The 19,035-nt window shown below is 42.1% G+C and carries 17 protein-coding genes; 13 read left to right on the forward strand and 4 right to left on the reverse strand.

Annotated elements, in window-relative coordinates; all coding sequences use genetic code 11:
• From M1D52_RS01855 to M1D52_RS01865, 3 genes are all read right to left on the reverse strand, one after another.
• Positions 1–621: a class I SAM-dependent methyltransferase gene (locus M1D52_RS01855; protein WP_013664220.1), complete on the reverse strand. Its 621-nt coding sequence runs from the start codon at positions 619–621 to the stop codon at positions 1–3.
• 141 nt (positions 622–762) lie between these two features.
• The gene (locus M1D52_RS01860; RefSeq protein ID WP_013664219.1) at positions 763–1,152 is read right to left on the reverse strand and encodes a VOC family protein; all 390 of its coding nucleotides are present in this window, start codon (positions 1,150–1,152) and stop codon (positions 763–765) included.
• 49 nt (positions 1,153–1,201) lie between these two features.
• On the reverse strand, positions 1,202–1,606 hold the full coding sequence (locus tag M1D52_RS01865; RefSeq protein ID WP_013664218.1) for a helix-turn-helix domain-containing protein: 405 nt from the start codon (positions 1,604–1,606) through the stop codon (positions 1,202–1,204).
• Between the two features lie 261 nt (positions 1,607–1,867).
• On the opposite strand from M1D52_RS01865, the gene M1D52_RS01870 reads away from it, so the two are divergent.
• On the forward strand, positions 1,868–2,215 hold the full coding sequence (locus M1D52_RS01870; RefSeq protein WP_377611931.1) for a nuclear transport factor 2 family protein: 348 nt from the start codon (positions 1,868–1,870) through the stop codon (positions 2,213–2,215).
• A gap of 114 nt (positions 2,216–2,329) precedes the next feature.
• On the opposite strand, the gene M1D52_RS01875 is transcribed toward M1D52_RS01870, so the two are convergent.
• Positions 2,330–2,707 carry a chorismate mutase gene (locus M1D52_RS01875; RefSeq protein ID WP_437362537.1) on the reverse strand — a complete coding sequence of 126 codons (378 nt, stop codon included), beginning with the start codon at positions 2,705–2,707 and terminating at the stop codon, positions 2,330–2,332.
• A gap of 443 nt (positions 2,708–3,150) precedes the next feature.
• Here M1D52_RS01875 and M1D52_RS01880 point away from each other — a divergent pair, with 443 nt between their 5' ends.
• The 12 genes from M1D52_RS01880 (at position 3,151) to M1D52_RS01935 (ending at position 18,961) form a co-directional block, all read left to right on the forward strand.
• A complete protein-coding gene (locus tag M1D52_RS01880) occupies positions 3,151–3,507 on the forward strand; it encodes a DUF1801 domain-containing protein (protein WP_437362535.1) in 357 nt (118 codons plus the stop codon).
• Between the two features lie 217 nt (positions 3,508–3,724).
• A complete protein-coding gene (locus M1D52_RS01885; RefSeq protein WP_130854896.1) occupies positions 3,725–4,309 on the forward strand; it encodes an RNA polymerase sigma factor in 585 nt (194 codons plus the stop codon).
• 76 nt (positions 4,310–4,385) lie between these two features.
• Positions 4,386–5,531: a FecR family protein gene (locus M1D52_RS01890; RefSeq protein WP_437393930.1), complete on the forward strand. Its 1,146-nt coding sequence runs from the start codon at positions 4,386–4,388 to the stop codon at positions 5,529–5,531.
• A 290-nt stretch (positions 5,532–5,821) separates the two neighbouring features.
• Positions 5,822–9,235, forward strand: coding sequence for a TonB-dependent receptor (locus tag M1D52_RS01895; protein ID WP_437393929.1), 3,414 nt, complete (start codon positions 5,822–5,824; stop codon positions 9,233–9,235).
• Between the two features lie 28 nt (positions 9,236–9,263).
• Positions 9,264–10,832, forward strand: a complete 1,569-nt coding sequence (locus tag M1D52_RS01900; RefSeq protein ID WP_437393928.1) for a RagB/SusD family nutrient uptake outer membrane protein — start codon at positions 9,264–9,266, stop codon at positions 10,830–10,832.
• A 10-nt stretch (positions 10,833–10,842) separates the two neighbouring features.
• Positions 10,843–11,568 carry a 3-keto-disaccharide hydrolase gene (locus tag M1D52_RS01905; protein ID WP_149105077.1) on the forward strand — a complete coding sequence of 242 codons (726 nt, stop codon included), beginning with the start codon at positions 10,843–10,845 and terminating at the stop codon, positions 11,566–11,568.
• An 18-nt stretch (positions 11,569–11,586) separates the two neighbouring features.
• Positions 11,587–12,954, forward strand: a complete 1,368-nt coding sequence (locus M1D52_RS01910) for a Gfo/Idh/MocA family protein (RefSeq protein ID WP_437393927.1) — start codon at positions 11,587–11,589, stop codon at positions 12,952–12,954.
• A gap of 96 nt (positions 12,955–13,050) precedes the next feature.
• On the forward strand, positions 13,051–13,764 hold the full coding sequence (locus M1D52_RS01915; protein ID WP_437393926.1) for a 3-keto-disaccharide hydrolase: 714 nt from the start codon (positions 13,051–13,053) through the stop codon (positions 13,762–13,764).
• 218 nt (positions 13,765–13,982) lie between these two features.
• Positions 13,983–15,122, forward strand: coding sequence for an acyltransferase family protein (locus M1D52_RS01920; protein ID WP_437393925.1), 1,140 nt, complete (start codon positions 13,983–13,985; stop codon positions 15,120–15,122).
• A gap of 119 nt (positions 15,123–15,241) precedes the next feature.
• The gene (locus M1D52_RS01925; RefSeq protein ID WP_437393924.1) at positions 15,242–16,081 is read left to right on the forward strand and encodes an SDR family NAD(P)-dependent oxidoreductase; all 840 of its coding nucleotides are present in this window, start codon (positions 15,242–15,244) and stop codon (positions 16,079–16,081) included.
• A 37-nt stretch (positions 16,082–16,118) separates the two neighbouring features.
• On the forward strand, positions 16,119–17,060 hold the full coding sequence (locus M1D52_RS01930) for a helix-turn-helix domain-containing protein (RefSeq protein ID WP_437362521.1): 942 nt from the start codon (positions 16,119–16,121) through the stop codon (positions 17,058–17,060).
• Between the two features lie 122 nt (positions 17,061–17,182).
• Positions 17,183–18,961 carry an ABC transporter ATP-binding protein gene (locus M1D52_RS01935; protein WP_013664211.1) on the forward strand — a complete coding sequence of 593 codons (1,779 nt, stop codon included), beginning with the start codon at positions 17,183–17,185 and terminating at the stop codon, positions 18,959–18,961.
• Positions 18,962–19,035 lie beyond the last annotated feature (74 nt).

Below are 19,035 nucleotides of genomic sequence, written 5' to 3' on the forward strand. Positions count from 1 at the left end.
TTAACCCTTTTTACATTTAATCAGAAAAAACGGATAGTTTTCCGTAACTTTTGTAACCTCGAATAAGCCGAAGTTGCCAAATTCTGCTTCAATTGATTCGGAGTCATAAAAAAACAGATTAACACCACCAAACATTTCATAACGATCTTTACCAATCCGTTTGCCTTGTCCGTAAGTGGGTGCTTCTTTTGAAATGGCGGAAAAAACCATATAACCACCCTCCGCGAGTTGGTTGTAGCAGTCGCGAATCAGTTTCTCTCGTTCATCACTGCTCAATAAATGGATTAAAGCATAACAGAATATCCCATCAAATTGTGCATTATCAAAAGGCATATCGGTAACCGAGCCATGATAAATGGTCATATCTTTTCCATAGTGCTTTCTAGCTATTTCTATGGCCGTTTTAGATATTTCAATGCCGGTTACCCGCATTCCGTTTTCCACAAACAGTTGCGCATTTCGGCCGTATCCGATTCCGGGGATAAGGATGTTGCTGATTGAATTTTTCAGAAAGAAATCTTTTGTTAAAATTGCAGAATTAGCAGGTTCAAAACCCCACATTTCCTGTTTTTCGATAAAGCTTTTTTCCCAGAACTCGGGTCCTTCGTTCTCTATTGACATATCATGTGTATTGTCATGCCAAGTTACCTATTTGATAGGACATTATAAACAACGAATTATCTCGAAGACCAAGTTCCGTACCTATCACATTTTCTAACGTACGAGCGGTGGATAGGTCGCCCGCATCTGAACCTATGCTCGTTATAGCATTTCGGCCAGTTGAATATTGTTCCCGCAAGTGTCATCCAATACAGCTATCATGGTTGGTCCAACTTCTTTAGGTTCCATAATAAATTGGACACCGAGCGCTTTCAACCTTTCATATTCTTTCTTTAGATCATCTACCATAAAGGATGTCCACGGAATACCCGCCTCTTTTAATGCCTTCTGATATTCTCTTGCTGGCGTAAATGCCATAGGTTCGAGGAGGAGTTCCACCCCGTTCTGTTCATTTGGCGAAACTAAGGTCAGCCATCTATATTCACCGACAGGCACATCCGTTTTTTTGATAAACCCTAACTTTTCTGTGTAGAACTGAAATGCTTTTTCCTGATCTTGTACAGGTACGCTTGTTACATATATTTTAATCATTGCCGAAGTGTTTGTTAGTACAAAGATCAGCAGTTTTCGTTCAGTATATTTATTCCCGATTGCTAATATTCAGGTCTTGATAGGCTTTGGGAGAATAGCCCGTGCCTCTCTTGAAGACCTTCGAGAAGGTGGGTAAACTTTCATATCCCACATTGAAACAAACTGAGGTGACGGAATGGCCTTTCTTGAGTAGCTCTTTAGCTCTTGCGATGCGTAAATCCCTGAGGTATTGTCGGGGGGTCAATCCATAAACTTGCTGAAATACCCTAATATAGTGGAAACGAGACATAAACGCGGCGGATGCGATCTTGTCTAATTCAATTTTGTCGCCATAATGACGCTCCATGAAGGCTTTAGATTGCCTTACGTATGCATAATAATGTTGTGGCAGGCCATGCTCTCTGCTTATTCGTTCTACTTCTTGTTCGTAAAAAGTCTTCTTAGGTGTATTCATCCTTAACTATTTCTTAAACGATGGTGTATTGAAGCGTATCATATAATACGAATATCAGATACAAGCCTAATAATCACAAGCCATGGTTGAAAAATGTAAATTTTTTACACCATCCATTTTAATGAAGTAAAAAAATCCAACCAATATCATACTTAATTGTTTCAGTGTAAGATAGTTGTTTGTTGGGAAGGCAACCGGCTATTGACTGCATCGGCCCCCTTAAACAAACGACGGAATAAATGGTTAACAAAAAAAACAATTATGAAAACCGCTAAGTACATTGTGCTTAAATTTATTGAAAGCCTTAATAGAGAAGATTTTGATGCCGCTCATGAATTGTTGGCTAAAGATATGACCTTCGAAGGCGTATTAGGCAGTCGCAATGGCTCCGATAGCTATATCGACGACATGAAGAAAATGAAGCTTAAATACAATATTAAGGAGGTGATGACCAATGGAAATCATGTCGCTGTATTTTACTGTATTAACATGGGTGGAAAAGAAATCTTCAGTGCAGGATGGTACCACATAGAAAACGAATGTATCTCCAAATTTAAGGTGGTCTTTGATCCCCGACCCTTACTGGAAGCCGTTGAAGCCAAGAAATAAGCCGACAGTAATTGTCGCTGCTATTTTCAGATTGGGATATCCATGACTAATAGTAACGCTAATTACGCTACGGTTATTGAAATGAACTAATAAAAATTCAACATTCCAGCCTATTTAATGGGCTGTTTGTACGCCGTCTTTTTGCTCCAATTCCTTCTCTTGACGCACACTTTCAGCGTGCACATCTTCGTAAAGCCGCTTTATGAAATCAGCTGATAGTCCTACCTTTTCACCTTCTGCAATGGCTTGCTGTAACACCTTCTTAAATCGGTCCGGTTGAACCACGGCTAAGTTATGCTTCATTTTGTAGGCGCCAATAATTCTAGCAGCTTGCATTCGGTCACCTAACAAGTGAATAATCTCTTTGTCTAATTCATCTATTCTTTTCCTATAAGTGGCCATCGTGTCTTGTGTAGACACAAGGTGGCTTTGAGCCCTTCCTGTCACAAAGCCTATAATACATATTCCTGTGATGGTGATGATTTTACGCATGATTTTTTAGTTTCACAACAAATCGGCGGCGGCTTTATTTTTACTCAATAATAACAACAAGCTCCGCTATTTGCTGTCTGTTCAGTTTACATTATCCAAAATTATCATTTCAACGGAAAGTATAAAAATATAATAAGCTCATAAACCCTCACTTTCAAACACGTACTGCGCACTTCCGTCCAAAAGGCGTTTGCTAAGGAACAGTCTTATCAGATCGATGAATAAAAACTGCTAAAATGAGAATTATTTCAAAATCGCTTGACGCGATATACCCCTCGCAATGTCATATTCACCCATTTTGGCTGTGAAAAAGGACCCCTATTTTTATGCAATAAAAGTAGTTGTAGCAATTAGACGAACACTTGATGTTGCAGTGAAACACAGACACAACCCTAGTTTCTGCTAGTATGTCCGGTCATGCGAATGTTAATAAAAATTGAAAAATGAGCTCAAAAAAGGTAGATGAATTTTTGGAAAAATTGGAACATCCGTTAAAGGAAGAAATGATGGCACTGCGTAATGCAATTATGAAAGTGCACCCTGAAATTACAGAAGACGTTAAATGGGGTGGCCCAAGCTTTTATTACAAAGGTGATATCGCCACTTTTAGTCTACGTGTGAAGGATACCCTAACGCTGGTCTTCCATCAAGCGGAAGGGTTGACCCCCGGCAGCGTGCTAGAACCGGCATCTAAAGGTAAAGCCTATGCGAAGTTCAAAAGCCTTGATGAAGTAGAAGCCAAAAGTAAAGAACTGCAAGCAGTCATAAAGCAGTGGATTCAACTCAGGGATAAATCATAAGGGCGCCGTAAACTTATACATGCTTTTAAGCAAGCAGAAGCCCGTAGACTTATGCGGCTATAGGTGCGTAGTAATAAGGTAAAATGATCTTATTACTATGTGCCAATTCGTTAACATTCAAGGTGAAATACGTTTTTTTCGTTTATATTAAAATGATTTAGTAGATTCGTAACGGCGAACCGATAAACTACTCAATCCAATTAGTGTCACCTAGCGTATGTCATCCTATAAGTTATATACGGATAACGAATTAATTCATTTGTTAGCAGCGAATGACACGGCTGCTTTTTCCGAAATTTACCTGCGCTATGGTGAGCGCTTATATAAGCAAGCTTATCATGTATTGAGGAACCGCGAAGATGCAAAAGACATCGTGCAGGATATTTTTACCTCCCTTTGGAATAAAAGAACGGGGTTACAGATTAATAACCTTGCTGCTTACCTGTACATTGCCAATCGTAATCAAACAATCAAATTGATAGCCCATAAGAAGATTACTTCTGTTTACTTCGACTGGCTTCAGGCACTGGCCAAAGAAGTGTCAGATAACGCCCATCATACGCTTCTTGAGAAACAACTTAACCAACTAGTGGAAGATGAAGTCAGCAAGCTGCCCTCCAAAATGCAAGCGGTGTTTAACCTCAGTAGAAAAGCACATCTTTCTCACAAAGAAATTGCAGCCAAATTGCATCTGTCTGAAGCAACAGTTAAAACACAAGTCAAGAATGCTTTGCGGATCTTAAGAAGCAAATTAGAAGCTTTTTTATACGCCATCCTTTTCCTTCTTTATTGGCTGTTCTGAGTTAAAATTTTTTTTTTCTACCCCCAAGCAACTCCTCGTCGTACTTTACTTTTGATGATCCTTATTATCCGAGCGTATGGAGAAAGAAAGAATTAAAGAATTACTTCATAAATATAAAAAAGGTCTTTGCACTGACGCTGAAAAAGCTTGGATAGAATCCTTGTATGAGGCCCTGGCTAACCCTCCTTCTTCGGATTTAACCGATGAAATGATACAAGCAGATTTAGCAGAGGTCTATCAGCGCATACCTGCTTTATCGAAAAATAAAAGCTTTACCCTTTGGCCCCGGATCGTCGCTGCGGCGATATTTCTACTTTTCGTTTCCATTGGCTTTTATTTTTTCAAAGAAAAAGACCCAAGCCAACCACTTGTTCAAATTGTTGATAAATCGAAGATCAATCCGAACGATTTTGCACCTGGTACCAATAAGGCCTTGTTAACATTAGCAGACGGATCACAAATAGCATTGGATAATGCGCCGGACCAGAAAATACTTGACAAAGGAGGAATAAAAATTACGAAGAATGAAGATGGTTTAATTACCTACCAAATTAATCCGGGTGTCCGAAAGTCGAAATCAAATACATTGAGTACACCAAAAGGTGGGCAATACCAGGTCATTTTATCAGATGGCACGAAGGTTTGGTTAAATGCTGCTTCGTCCCTCCGCTATCCTACCGTATTTACAGGAAATGAGCGGAAGGTTATATTAAATGGCGAGGCCTACTTCGAGGTAGCCAAAAATGAAAAACAACCATTTAAAGTGGTGACAGATCGGCAAGAACTGTTGGTATTAGGAACCCATTTCAATATCAATAGCTATGAGGACGAACCTGATGTTAAAACAACCTTGTTAGAAGGAAGTGTTAAAGTCTCGGCATTTCAAACTAAACAAACCATCCTCCTTAAACCGGGAGAACAAGCCGCCTTAAAACGAAGTGGAAAATTAAAGGTAGCTCAGATCAATGCTGAAAATGCGATTGCATGGAAGAGTGGGCTTTTTCAATTTCAAGGCTCCGGTATTCAAGAAGCGTTACGGCAAATGGCGCGATGGTATGATATAACAATTGAATTTGAAGGGGCCGTACCTGATATTCAACTTTGGGGAGAAGTGCACCGGAAAGCCAATGCGCTAGAAGCTTTGGAAATTTTAAGTTATTTCGATTTAAAATATAAAATTTTAGCAACAGGAAATACCAAGAAAATCATCGTTATCCAATAAACTTTAATCAATAAATTATGACAAAATCAAAAACGAAAATCACGTAAGTAAGCATAGCGTTAACAAAAAACCGTTTCCTAACGCCATTAGGAAACGGAATACTTAGAGTTAACTCTTTCCGGATAAATCCGGAACGCCAATTTGTTAAAACCTTTATTAACTCAAGCTTTACAAAAATAATGAAAATTAGACCTAAGACAATGGCCTGGGGTAGGCCATTATCCAAAAATTTTTTTGGAAACCCAAGTCCAGTTCAATACCAAGCCACTGATATTAAAAGGAAAATTATAATGCAATTAAATCTTACATTTTTCTTTTTGCTCATAGCCTTGATGCAGCTACACGCAGCAACATACGCGCAAAAAATCTTTGTTAATAAACAAAATGCAACCTTAGAAGAAATTTTTCGGTCCATTAAACAGCAGAGCGATTATGTGTTCGTTTATAACAGCAAAGAAATCAGCAGTTTAAAGGTAAGCGTAAACACGCAGCGTTCTACAATAGAAGAGATTATGGATCAAGTTCTTCAAAATCAGCCTTTCACCTATAAAATTAGCGGACATAACGTATTGATCAAAAAGAAGAACGATTCCTCTGAAGCTCTTCCGCCGTTGCAACAGCGCGAAGTGAAAGGAAAAATAATTGACGCGCAGGGTTTGCCCATACCAGGTGTAAGTGTCAAAATAAAAGGGACCTCGGCAGGTACCACCAGCAATGCAGAAGGTTTATATACCTTGCAAGTGCCAGGAGCAGAGGCAACCTTAGTATTTAGCATTTTAGGTTACGCACTACAGGAAATCAATGTAGGTACGAACACCTTGATCAATGTAACCCTAACCGAAGAATCCTCTGCGCTGGATGAAGTTGTGGTTATTGGCTACGGAACCCAAAGACGTGCTGACGTCACGACAGCCGTCGCTTCCGTATCAGCAGAGAATATCCAAAATCGCCCGGTTCAAAACTTTGGGGAGGCCATAGCAGGTCAAATGGCAGGCGTTCAAGTACAGCAGACTAATGGTGCCCCCGGAGGGGAAGGTTTGGCCATTCGGGTAAGGGGTACCGGCTCTATCACCCAATCAAATGATCCGCTATACGTAGTAGACGGGTATCCCATGGAAGGAAATGCATTTCGTCTTATCAACCCTTCCGATATTGAAAGCATACAAGTACTCAAAGACGCCTCATCAACCGCTATTTATGGTTCGAGAGGGGCAAATGGTGTAGTGGTGATCTCGACAAAAAAAGGCAAAAAGGGGCCCCCTGTTATCAATGTCAATTCATTTGTAGGTTTCCAACAACGCGGAACAGAAATCAAAATGATGAACCGCGATCAATATGTCGATTGGTTTGTCGATGGTCGCAATCAAGCTTGGTTGGATGCTGCAGTTATTCCAAATGATCCCAATCAGTCGCCGCACAGCATCAATGATCCTAACTCACGGCGAAGCCTTTATCCCGGAGCAACCGGTCAGTACATGATTCCCGACGGCACAGGAGGCTACCTCTATAACTTTTTAGATCCCGCATCGGTTGCTACCATGCCCGACAATAATTGGCAGGATTTATTGTATCGGAATGCCTTAACGCAGCAAAATGAACTTTCCGTCAATGGCGGCTCTGAAAATACCCAATATAACTTTTCAGGAAGTTACATGAAACAAGACGGGATTGTGATCAACACCAATTATGACCGCTTCAATTTCCGCTCGAGCGTTAATTCCAAGATCAGCAAAACCATCAATTTAGGTGCTAATCTAATGGCTTATTCCGCACGCGGTCGCGAGCAAGATCAGGGTAAGTATTCGGCCGTTATGTATGCCTTGCAACTACCACCCATTTATCCTGTACAAAATGCCGACGGTACCTACGGGTCAATGGTCCGGAATCCTGAAATTCTGGTTGGTGATGTAGCCAGTCCAATCGGTGTGGCCGAGCTAGTCAATATTAATAGACGACGTTATGGTTGGTTGGGAACAATTTCGGGCGATTGGCAGATATTTGAAGACTTGCAATACCGCTTAAGCATCAACGGTGGGATTGAGGACGATCATTTGAAGCGATTTGAACCTTCAACAGTAGATTTAGATGCCTCAAAGGCTCCTCGCCCAGCCAGAGGGGTGGATACGCGCTACACGGATTATGATTGGGTGATTGAGAATACATTGAATTACACCAAAACCTTTGCGGAGAAGCATCGTTTTTCGGCTTTAATTGGGTACACCACCCAAAAGCACACCGAAAACTACATGAACGGTGAAGCGAGAGGTTTTGCGAACGATGATATCGAAACGTTAAACGCCGGCAATATGTACGCGCTATCGAGTACCGAATCCGCTTACTCCCTGATCTCCTATTTAAGTAGAGTCAACTATTCATATGATGACCGCTATCTTTTTACAGCCACTTTCCGTAGCGATGGTTCGTCGCGCTTTGGCCAGAACCGGAAATGGGGTACCTTTCCTTCCGTTTCGATAGGATGGAGAGTTTCCGAAGAGGGCTTTATGAAAAATGTCGATCAAATCAGCGACTTGAAGATCAGAGCCGGATTTGGTATTTCCGGAAATAACCGGATAGGCGACTATGCATCCATTGGCTTATTGAATCCCGGTTATTACCCAACAGGAGGAACCTTGCAAAACACCGTGGATGTGGATGCAGAGTCGATGGCAAATGCAAATCTGGGTTGGGAAAAAACCCGACAATATAATCTCGGTTTTGAATTTGGCTTGGCCAATGATCGGGTACGAGTAGAGGGCGATTTTTACGATAGTCAGTCGCTTGATTTATTGCTGGATGTACCGGTGCCAACCATTACCGGTTATGTGTCTCAATTTCAGAATATCGGTAAAGTACAGAACCGCGGAATGGAGTTTTCGGTCAGTACCAGAAACTTTATCAATACCTTCCAATGGAGTACCAATTTTAATATTTCCTTCAATAAAAACAAAGTGTTGGAAGTAGGGCCCGATCAACGACCTATCTATGGAAGTGCGCCAAATGCAAATAATGCCTTTATTACTACCATTGGTTTGCCTATTGCAAGCTTTTACGGTTATAAACAGGAAGGCGTTTTCATGTCGCAGGAAGAACTGGACCGCTACCCTCATTTAGCCGCTGATAAAATAGGTGATGGTCGTTATGCCGATATCAATGGGGACGGTAAGTTGGACCAAAACGATAAAACTATTTTAGGAAACAATATGCCTGATTTTACCAGTGGGATTACCAATAACTTCTCGTACAAGAACTTTTCCTTGAGTGTGCAGTTTACCGGGTCTTATGGTGCAGAAGTATTTAGCTTTTTCAAACGCATGGTAGGGATTTACCATGGCGACCGGAATGGTATGATTGAACAGATTAATCGCTGGCGGTCGCCGGAAGAACCGGGCGATGGCATTCACTTCCGTGCTACCCGCAACCCTACCGGTTGGCAACGGGACCCTTCGTCGGCATGGGTACAAAATGCCTCTTACCTTCGTTTACGTAACGTAAACTTCTCTTATAACTTCGGGCAGTCCGTATTGGATAAGCTAAAAATTAAAGGATTGCGCGTATATGTAACCGGTAGTAATTTATTTACTATTACCGATTATACAGGTTATGATCCGGAAACCAGCAGCGAAAGTGGTCTTCAAAAAGGAGGCGATTATTTAGGTTATCCAACAGCCAGATCTTTCATTTTCGGTGCTAATCTAACTTTTTAACTCCTAATTTATGCGATATATAACAGCTATGAAAAAGATTCTTTTATTAAGTATGACGGCTTTAATACTGTCATCTTGCAGTAAGGATTTTATTGAACTTACGCCACCTTCTAATTTAAATAGTAGTGATTTTTATAAAACCCAACAAGATATTAATCAGGCTACTTTATCTGCTTATGCCAGTCTGCGTGAACTCTATAATGGGACCTATTATCGCTTGGGCGAAATTCGTTCTGATAATACCACTTACTCTTGGTTAGCCGGTAATCCGGCAAATGAAAAGGGAATAGACGAGTTTGCCTCCCCGTTGCTGCCCGAGAATAATTTTTTGATGGATTGCTGGGATGATAGTTATCATACCATTTTGCGATGTAATCTCGTCCTAGGGCGAAGCGATGGTGCTACTTTTACCGATGAAAAGCTTCGGAACCAATATAAAGCAGAGGCTAGCTTCATACGCGCATCTACTTATTTTTGGTTAAATAGGGTATTTGGCGGTTATGCACTGAACGGGGAGCTCTTAGGTGTCATTAAAGCGGATAAAGAACTGACACCTGATGAGGCCTATCAATTGCGTCGGGTACCCTTGGAGGAAATTTATGAATTAATTATTAGCGATCTTCAATTTGCGGAAGCTAACCTTCCGGAAAATTATGGCGGAAGCGATAAAGGGCGCGTCGCCAAAGCAGCGGCTAGCGCTTTATTAGGAAAGGTTTATATGTTCATGGCAGGATATCCTTTGAATAAAGGGAATGAGTTTTATACCAAAGCCATTGAAAAATTCCGAGAAGTGATTAATAACGGACAGTATGCATTGGTGGCAAGCTATGCCGATCTATTCGATGTAAATAAGAAAAATAGTGCGGAATCGCTTTTTGAAATTCAATACATGAAAGGTTCACCGAATGGGGTTACGGGAAGTCCGTGGAATAATAATTTTGCTCCCCGTTTTTCGGATAAAGAAGTAGTGCTGGTGGGAGATAAAAGCGGTCAGAACGCCCCGACTCAGGATATGTCGAATGCTTATGAAACCGGAGACCCTCGAAAATATGTATCCATGCGCGATGGTTGGGTAAACGCCAAAACCGGTGCCTTTGAAACCGATAAATATATTCGCAAATATTACGATGTAGCGACCAGTGGTTCCGATAACGGAAATAACTGGATCGAACTTCGGCTGGCCGATATTTATTTACTCTATGCTGAAGCGCTGGTGCGCACCGGTACAGATCAAGCGACCGCCTTGGTCTATCTAAATAAAATACGGGAGCGGGCTAGAAATACACCCGGAGATCCAAATGCCCCAGCTCCTGCTAATCTGCTAAGCGATTATCAATTAGCAGACTTTGCCAATGATCAGGCTTTCCTGCTAGCGATCGAAAAGGAGCGTCGTGTAGAGCTTGCTTTTGAGAATCATCGCTGGTTCGATCTCGTTAGAACCAGTAGAGCGAAGGATGTCATGATTGCGGAACAAAAAGCCGATGGTTTTAATAATTTCACCTGGAGTGATGACGCGCTGGCCTATCCCATTCCGATGACTGTCATGCAAGCCAATCCGCAACAGATTATCCAGAATAAAGGTTATACACAATTATAAATGCTAGATCATGACAATTCAAGTAAATCTCTTTTTTTTGCTGATATTCCTTGCGCTCTTCGGGTTAAGTAACCAAGGCGCGTATGCACAGGATAATGCCTTAACACCACAAGAGAAGGTAGCAGGCTGGCAATTGCTTTTTAACGGAAAAGATTTAACCGGTTGGACTTCTACAAAAGGCACCTCACCGAATGCAAGTTGGAAAGTTGAAAACGGCCAACTTTCTTTAAAGGAAACCAGAGGGCAACGACATCTCGATATCATTAGCGCAGAAGAGTATAGCGATTTTGACCTGCGTGTCGATTTTAAGTTAACAAAAGGTGCCAACAGCGGTATTAAGTACTTCTTTACACAGTATAGCGAGGGTGGATGGCTCGGCATGGAATACCAGCTTATTGATAATGATTACCATCCGGACGCCAAGCTCGGCCGCGATGGCAATCGCCAACTGAGCGCCTTGTATGATATGCTGGCCGTTGAGAAAAAAGTACCGGTTAAGGTAGGCGAATGGAATCATGCCCGCGTAGTTTCAAAAGATAGTCAAATAGTCCATTATCTCAATGGCCAGGAAGTACTTCGCTATGATCGCAAGAGCGCGGCATTTGAGAAAGCACGACAGCTGAGCAAATTTAAAGAGGCGAAACCCGCTTTCGGTTCAGTTAGTAAAGGGCACATCTTGCTACAAGACCATGGAGACATCGTCTATTTTAAGAACGTGAAAATAAAAGCATTATAAAAATTTAAAAAAGACATCATGAATGCTAAATCAAGAAGAGATTTTATAAAAAAGTTGGGAATAGGCACAGCCGCTTTAACAGTTGGTGCCGACATAATAGACCATCACCCTGCGTTGGCCTTTAGTGCCAAAAGCTACCGCAATATTATCGGAGCTAATGAGCGTATTCAGCTTGCCACCATCGGAGTAAATAGCCGCGGAAGCAGCATGAGCGGTACTTTTGCCAAGCAAAAAAATGCAACCGTAGCCTGCATTTGTGATGTAGATGAGCGAGCCATTCCAAAAGCAATGAAACGTGTTGCAGAGGCAGGGCAAAGCAATACACCCCGCGCTGAGAAAGACTTACGGAAAGTATTGGAAGACAAAAGTATTGACGCTATCTATACGGCGACACCCGACCATTGGCATGCACCATTAACCATCATGGCTTGCCAGGCAGGCAAGCATGTATATGTTGAGAAGCCAATGGCACATAATCCGGCAGAAGGAGAGATGGCGGTAGCAGCTGCCCGAAAATATAACCGTGTTGTACAAATGGGAGCACAGCGTCGTTCGGCGCCCACACTTACCAAAGGCATTGAGCTCTTGCATCAAGGCATCATTGGCAAGGTGTATATGGCCAAAACGTGGTATACCAACACCCGCAAAGCAACTTTTCTGAAACTCGGTACCGTTCCTTCCTGGCTCGATTATGATCTGTGGCAAGGCCCAGCACCGCGGGTACCTTATAAGGACGGCTTAATCCACTACGATTGGCATTGGTTCTGGCATTGGGGAACAGGTGAAGCTTTGAACAATGGTACCCACGAGGTAGATGTTGCCCGTTGGGGTTTAGGTGTAGATTTCCCAACACGGGTAAGCTCAATCGGAGGGCGTTATCAATTTCAGGACGATTGGGAAACACCCGACACGCAGGTTGTAACCCTGGAATATCCTACTGCAACCCTCATTTGGGAAAACAGAAGCTGCAACGGACGCCAAGTAGAAGGTTTGGAACGAGGTGTTATTTTCTACGGCGACAAGGGAAGTTTGGACACCGGTGAAGATGCTTATAAGATCTATGATTTACAAGGTAAGCTCATCAAAGAAGAAAAATCGACATCGGCTAACGAAGGTTTGGCCGGTAGAAATACAGCAAGTCCAAGCTTGGGGATGGACAGCTTACATGCTGCCGATTTTCTGGATGCGATTAAAAATAATAGGCAACCAAACTGCGATATCGAACTTGGCTATAAGAGTACAGTGGCCATGTTGTTAGGGAATATATCTTGGCGAGTAGGCCGCGATTTAAGGATTGATCCTAAAAACGGGCATATTGTAGGTGACGCCGAAGCGGAAAAATTGTGGAGCCGGAGCTATGAGCCGGGATGGGAACCTAAAATTTAAAGAAAAAGGGGCTGCGGGAGAGTCTAAGATTTAGATCGATGAACGGACCTACAGCTTCTATACCGTTGTCTATGGATTTCTAATAAATCAACACAAATGAATAGGCTAAAAATGATGGTCTTACTTTTTGTACTACTCATGTATAAAGTACAGGCACAAACGGAAAATAAGTTAACTGCCCAAGAGAAAGCAAACGGATGGCAGCTCGTTTTTGATGGAAAAAGCTTTGCAGGTTTACAAAAATTAGCTAATGGCGGTTGGGTGGTGAAAGATGGCTTATTGATGGCAACCCCCATTCCGCATGGAAAACAAATGGATATTATCACCACGGCTTCCTTTGATAATTTTGAACTGACCTTTGAATTTAGGGCGGCAAAAAACACCAATAGCGGTGTTAAATATTTAGTCACCAATACCTTTCCAGGGAAAAAGGGCACTTATTTAGGGCTGGAATATCAAATTCTGGATGATCTGCATTACCAATATCTCGAGCGAGGCGAACTGCGGTCTGTCGCCTCACTTTACGATCTCATTCCTGCCGATCCAAAAAAGGAAGTAAAAGCACTTGGCGAATGGAATACCGCCAAGATTATTGTAAACGGGCGTCATATCAGCCATTGGTTTAATGGCAAAAAAGTGGTCGCATATGATCGGAGTACACCTGCATTTGCACAACTGATTCAAGCAAGTAAATACAAAGACCTTCAAAATTTTGGAAAAGCCGAAAAAGGACATCTCCTTTTTCAGAATGAGGGCACACCAGTTGATTTCCGAAACATCAAAATCAGGCCTTTGACGAATGTAAAATAAAAATAGTTGACTTAATTAGCCATCTCATCAAAACAAGAGATGGCTTTTTTTTGCAACAGCCGTCCATTCTTCGTCAATTGCTATGCATTTATTTACCCTAGGTAACCATTTTTTTGAACTCATTTCATAAATTGCGCGGCAAGAAAAAGAAAGTTTTGGATAACACCTCGCCGTATGGTCATTTGGTATTGAAATAACCATTCAATTTATACATTTTTATGCACAAAATCGCTTCTGCTGCTTTTGCAGACACTAAACCCCACTACATTCTTCTTGACGGCTTAAGAGGCGTTGCGGCTCTTATGGTTATTTGGTACCACATATTCGAAGCATTTGCAACAAGTCCTGTCGACCAACACTTCAATCACGGATATTTGGCCGTTGATTTTTTCTTTATACTGTCCGGCTTCGTTATCGGCTATGCTTATGACGATCGTTGGAAAACAATGAAAACAAAAGATTTTATCAAACGTCGATTAATCCGTTTACATCCCATGGTTATTATGGGCGCTATTTTAGGCGCGATTACTTTCTATATACAAGGCAGCGTGAAATGGGATGGTTCGAAGGTATCTTTATCCATGTTAATGCTAGCTTTACTCATGAATCTCTTCTTAATCCCTGCTGCTCCTGGCTCGGGCCCCGAAGTACGTGGAAATGGAGAGATGTATCCGCTCAATGGCCCTAGTTGGTCCTTATTCTTTGAGTATATCGGCAATATCCTGTATGCATTGTTCATCCGTAGGTTATCGGCAAAAGCACTTGGAGTACTCGTCCTGTTGGCCGGAATCGGATTGGCCTCCTTTGCTATATTTAATTTTTCCGGTTATGGCCATTTAGGTGTAGGATGGACGATGGCAGGCCATAACCTGATCGGTGGATTTCTACGTTTGTTGTTTTCATTCTCCGCCGGTGTATTGATGTCGCGCAAGTTTAAACCTGTAGAAGTAAAAGGCGCATTTTGGATCTGCAGTTTGGCGATTATTATTTTACTTTCCATACCCCATATTGGGGAAGCAGAAGCTCTTTGGATGAACGGGATCTATGATGCACTATGTACACTTGTTATTTTTCCCATATTGGTCTATTTGGGTGCCTCCGGAACTACAACCGGCAAAAGCTCTATTAAAATCTGTAAATTCTTAGGCGATATATCGTATGCACTATATATGGTACATTATCCTTTCATGTACCTGTTTTATGCATGGGTATGGCAAGAAAATCTTACCTTCACCCAAATATGGCCGATAACGTTGCTTCTCTTTTTGGGTACTATATTAGTAGCTTATCTCTTCTTAAAGCTTTATGATGAACCCTTTAGAAAATGGTTGAGCAAGAAATTGCTGATGAAAAGTTAATCGACTATTTGAGATATAAGATAACCTATCCTCATTATGACTACAAATATCCGCACTTAGCACACAAGTAAAAAATGTGCATAAACTACTTTTGTTGTGAACAAAAACGATAAACAATCATGACACAACAAAAAGATAAAGTTTGGTTCATTACCGGCACATCGCGTGGTTTTGGTCGTGTATGGGCGGAGGCCGCCTTAGCACGAGGCGATAAAGTAGCAGCAACGGCACGTAAGTTGGAAAGCATTGCCGATCTGAAAGATCAGTATGGCGAGCAAGTATTGACGGTAGCACTTGACGTAACGAAACCTGATCAGGTGAAAGAAGCAGTCACAGCCGCACATGCGCATTTTGGTAGGTTGGATATGGTGCTCAATAATGCCGGCTACTCCTTGGTAGGAACTATCGAAGAAGCAAGCCCGGCGGATATCCGAGCACTTTACGAGACCAATATTTTAGGGCCGGTTGCCGTGATACAAGCCGCCTTGCCCTTGCTTCGGGAGCAGGGGTATGGCCATATCCTCGGTACTTCCAGTAACCTCGGCCATATCACCATGCCGGTAATAGGCTATTACTGTTCTTCTAAATGGGCATTTGAGGCTATTCATGAAAGCTTAGCGGCGGAGGTAGCCCCTTTCGGTATTCAGGTAACGATTATTGAACCCGGGGCCTATGCTACCGAATTCGGTAGTCAGGAATCCTTAAAGTTTGCGCAGGGTATGGAGGTATATACTGATTTCAAAGCTAAATTTGTAGACAGTTTAAAAACCATGGAAAGAGGCGATCCGGCAGCAACGCCACAGGCCTTGTTTAAAATGATAGACGCGGAACAGCCACCGCTGCGTTTCAACTTGGGTAGCCATAACCTATCAGGTACCCGAGCGGCTTACGCGCAACGATTGGCTATTTGGGAGGCTTGGGATGAGGTATCCCGCGCCGCTCAAGGTGAACCGAAATAAAAAACAACCATAACCGGTTATCAATAACTAGCCGGTTATGACTATATTAGCTGTTGGCATGAAAAAGGAAGAAAAAAGCTTGCATAAATTTGAATCGCTTTCAGATGCACATCGGGTTTTTGGTTTGCCTCAGCCCCGGCATCCGCTTATTAGCCTTATCAATGGAGCACACACTCAGATTGAACTTTTTAAAATTCCGCAACGTCACGTTTTGGGATTTTACAAAATCTCGTACAAGCCAAAGCTGAGCGGAAAGCTGAAGTATGGCCAAGGTTACTATGATTTTGATGAGGGAGGCCTGTTATTCGCTTCCCCTGGTCAGATTATAGGCGGTAATGATGATGAGGGCGCTGTATGTTCAGAATACACCCTGTTGATTCATCCCGATTTCTTTTTAGGATATCCCTTGACAAAAAAGATTAGGCAGTATGGTTTTTTCTCTTATGCCGCCAACGAAACACTCCATTTGTCGGAAGAAGAGAAATCAATCATCATGTCCATTTTCCGTAATATCGAAACAGAACTCAATAACCGGATTGACGACTTCAGTCAGGACGTAATGATCTCCCAGATCGAGTTGTTGCTTAATTATGCCAATCGCTTTTACAAGCGACAATTCATTACGCGTAAGGTCGTTAGCAATGAGCTGTTGCAGAGACTAGAAGAGTTGTTAAACCAATATTTTGATCAAGAAATGCCGTCAAGCCAGGGCACGCCAACTGTGAGCTACCTTGCTGAAAAGCTACATCTTTCGCCCAGCTATCTGAGTGATATGTTGCGTTCTCTAACAGGGCAGAACGCGCAACAGCATATTCATGCAAAAGTAATTGAAAAGGCTAAAGAGAAGCTTTCTACCACCAACTTATCCGTGAGTGAAGTAGCTTATGCACTAGGTTTTGAACATTCACAGTCATTCAGCAAGCTTTTTAAAATCAAAACGAAGCTATCACCGCAAGCGTTCCGGAACTCCTTTAATTAAATATAAATTAGCTAATTCATCATTTTTAACCGCCGTTAGGGTGTTGTCGCCAATTCATTTAAATTGTCTAGCGTAAAAAAATTAAGGGTATTGCACATAATCAGTTACCTTTACATTGAATTATGGCTAACCCTTACATCTCCCTATTACGCACCGCCTGGACTTATGCCCGAGGTGAGAAGAAACGCTATGTTTTCATATATGGGCTGTTTATTCTTGCCAGTGCAGCCTTTGCCACTTATCCGCTACTGTATGGCTGGTTCATCAACGGTATACAGCAGGAAGGAGCTGCGTACCTACATTATGCTTGGCTCTATGTAGGGGCGTATATGCTTCTCAAGTTGGTGGAATGGAGTTTCCATGGACCGGCGAGAATACTTGAACAGAAGTTGGCATTCGCCCTTAGCCGAAATTTTTTGCAAGATCGTTATCATCAAACCTTACATCTTCCGGTGAAGTGGCATCAGGATAATCACTCCGGAATTACCATCAATAGAATCCGGAAAGCCTATACAGCCTTGAAATCCTTTTTTGAAAACGGATTTATGTATACCTATGCATTGATGAAGTTTGTGTTCTCTCTCATTGCTATGATTGCTTTTTCGCCGTTGTTTGGGCTGATCGGTGTAGGTATCGGCATGCTGACGGTTTACGTCATTTTCAGGTTTGATAAGCCCTATATCAAGGCACTGGACGAAACAAACGAAAAAGATCATATCGTATCCGGAACACTGTTTGACAGCCTTTCTAATATCATCACCGTGATTACTTTGCGGCTACAGAATAGAATGGAAAAGAGTTTAATGGGGAAAGTAGCTGATGTTTATCCTCCTTATAAAACGTCCGTACATGTAAATGAATTCAAATGGTTCATCGCCGATATGCTTGTAGCGCTTATTTATGTAGTTACCGTACTGGGATATATTTATCAGCACGGGCAGCCCGGTCAACTCTTTTTAATCGGTAATCTAGTTGCCCTGCTGGGATTTGTCAACCAGTTCACGAGCGTTTTTCATGACGTAGCTTGGCAATATACGCAGATCGTTCAATTTAATACCGATGTGGAAACCTCCCGTCATATTAGCGATGCTTATCAACAACAGCATCAGGCCGAAGCTACGGTAGCACTACCAAATGAATGGCAGCAGGTTGAGGTACAGGGTTTGAATTTCTCGCATACCGAAACCTATTCTTCCGGTCAAAATGCGCACAGCCTGCATGATATTCATCTTACCATTCAAAGGGGGCAGAAGATTGCGTTGATTGGAGAAAGCGGCAGTGGTAAAAGCACGCTTATGGCCATACTAAGGGGCTTATATACCTATCAGTCCGATACACGTATTAGATTAGATGGAAGTAAGCAAATTGATGCTGCTAGCTTGGCCGATGCTGTCACCCTCTTCCCGCAAGAGCCGGAAATATTTGAAAACACGATCAAGCACAATATCACCCTAGGGCTTCCCTTTTCTGATGAGGAAGTGATAGAAGTCTGTCGAATTGCTCATTTTGCAGAAGTCGTACAAACCCTTCCCAAAGGTTTGGAGTCGCACATTCAAGAAAAGGGTGTAAATCTTAGCGGAGGACAAAAACAACGACTGGCCCTTGCGCGAGGTATACTAGCGGCGCGATCAAGCAGTATTGTCTTGCTAGACGAGCCCACCAGCAGCATAGACCCTAAAACAGAGGTTAAAATCTATCAACATCTTTTTGAAGAATTTAAAGAAAAAGCACTTATCTCCAGTTTGCATCGCTTATACTTACTTCCATATTTCGATTATATTTACATTCTGCAAAATGGAAGAATAGTTGATGAAGGTAATTTTGTCGATTTGAAGGCACGTAGTGTGCTATTTGATGAGCTGTGGAAACATCAACGGGAAAACAGCCAGACCGGTAATTAAGCAATTGAAATTTAATCAACATATCAGGTATTGGTAAGCTCAGACAGCGATTCACGCTCAAATACATACTGTAC

This window comes from Olivibacter sp. SA151, assembly GCF_054130995.1.

Bases quoted from the DNA above. Each gene is read 5' to 3' on its own strand.
- M1D52_RS01855 (WP_013664220.1), bottom strand. From the start codon at position 621: ATGTCAATAGAGAACGAAGGACCCGAGTTCTGGGAAAAAAGCTTTATC.
- M1D52_RS01860 (WP_013664219.1), bottom strand. From the start codon at position 1,152: ATGATTAAAATATATGTAACAAGCGTACCTGTACAAGATCAGGAAAAA.
- M1D52_RS01865 (WP_013664218.1), bottom strand. From the start codon at position 1,606: ATGAATACACCTAAGAAGACTTTTTACGAACAAGAAGTAGAACGAATA.
- M1D52_RS01870 (WP_377611931.1), top strand. From the start codon at position 1,868: ATGAAAACCGCTAAGTACATTGTGCTTAAATTTATTGAAAGCCTTAAT.
- M1D52_RS01875 (WP_437362537.1), bottom strand. From the start codon at position 2,707: ATGCGTAAAATCATCACCATCACAGGAATATGTATTATAGGCTTTGTG.
- M1D52_RS01880 (WP_437362535.1), top strand. From the start codon at position 3,151: ATGAGCTCAAAAAAGGTAGATGAATTTTTGGAAAAATTGGAACATCCG.
- M1D52_RS01885 (WP_130854896.1), top strand. From the start codon at position 3,725: ATGTCATCCTATAAGTTATATACGGATAACGAATTAATTCATTTGTTA.
- M1D52_RS01890 (WP_437393930.1), top strand. From the start codon at position 4,386: ATGGAGAAAGAAAGAATTAAAGAATTACTTCATAAATATAAAAAAGGT.
- M1D52_RS01895 (WP_437393929.1), top strand. From the start codon at position 5,822: ATGCAATTAAATCTTACATTTTTCTTTTTGCTCATAGCCTTGATGCAG.
- M1D52_RS01900 (WP_437393928.1), top strand. From the start codon at position 9,264: ATGAAAAAGATTCTTTTATTAAGTATGACGGCTTTAATACTGTCATCT.
- M1D52_RS01905 (WP_149105077.1), top strand. From the start codon at position 10,843: ATGACAATTCAAGTAAATCTCTTTTTTTTGCTGATATTCCTTGCGCTC.
- M1D52_RS01910 (WP_437393927.1), top strand. From the start codon at position 11,587: ATGAATGCTAAATCAAGAAGAGATTTTATAAAAAAGTTGGGAATAGGC.
- M1D52_RS01915 (WP_437393926.1), top strand. From the start codon at position 13,051: ATGAATAGGCTAAAAATGATGGTCTTACTTTTTGTACTACTCATGTAT.
- M1D52_RS01920 (WP_437393925.1), top strand. From the start codon at position 13,983: ATGCACAAAATCGCTTCTGCTGCTTTTGCAGACACTAAACCCCACTAC.
- M1D52_RS01925 (WP_437393924.1), top strand. From the start codon at position 15,242: ATGACACAACAAAAAGATAAAGTTTGGTTCATTACCGGCACATCGCGT.
- M1D52_RS01930 (WP_437362521.1), top strand. From the start codon at position 16,119: ATGACTATATTAGCTGTTGGCATGAAAAAGGAAGAAAAAAGCTTGCAT.
- M1D52_RS01935 (WP_013664211.1), top strand. From the start codon at position 17,183: ATGGCTAACCCTTACATCTCCCTATTACGCACCGCCTGGACTTATGCC.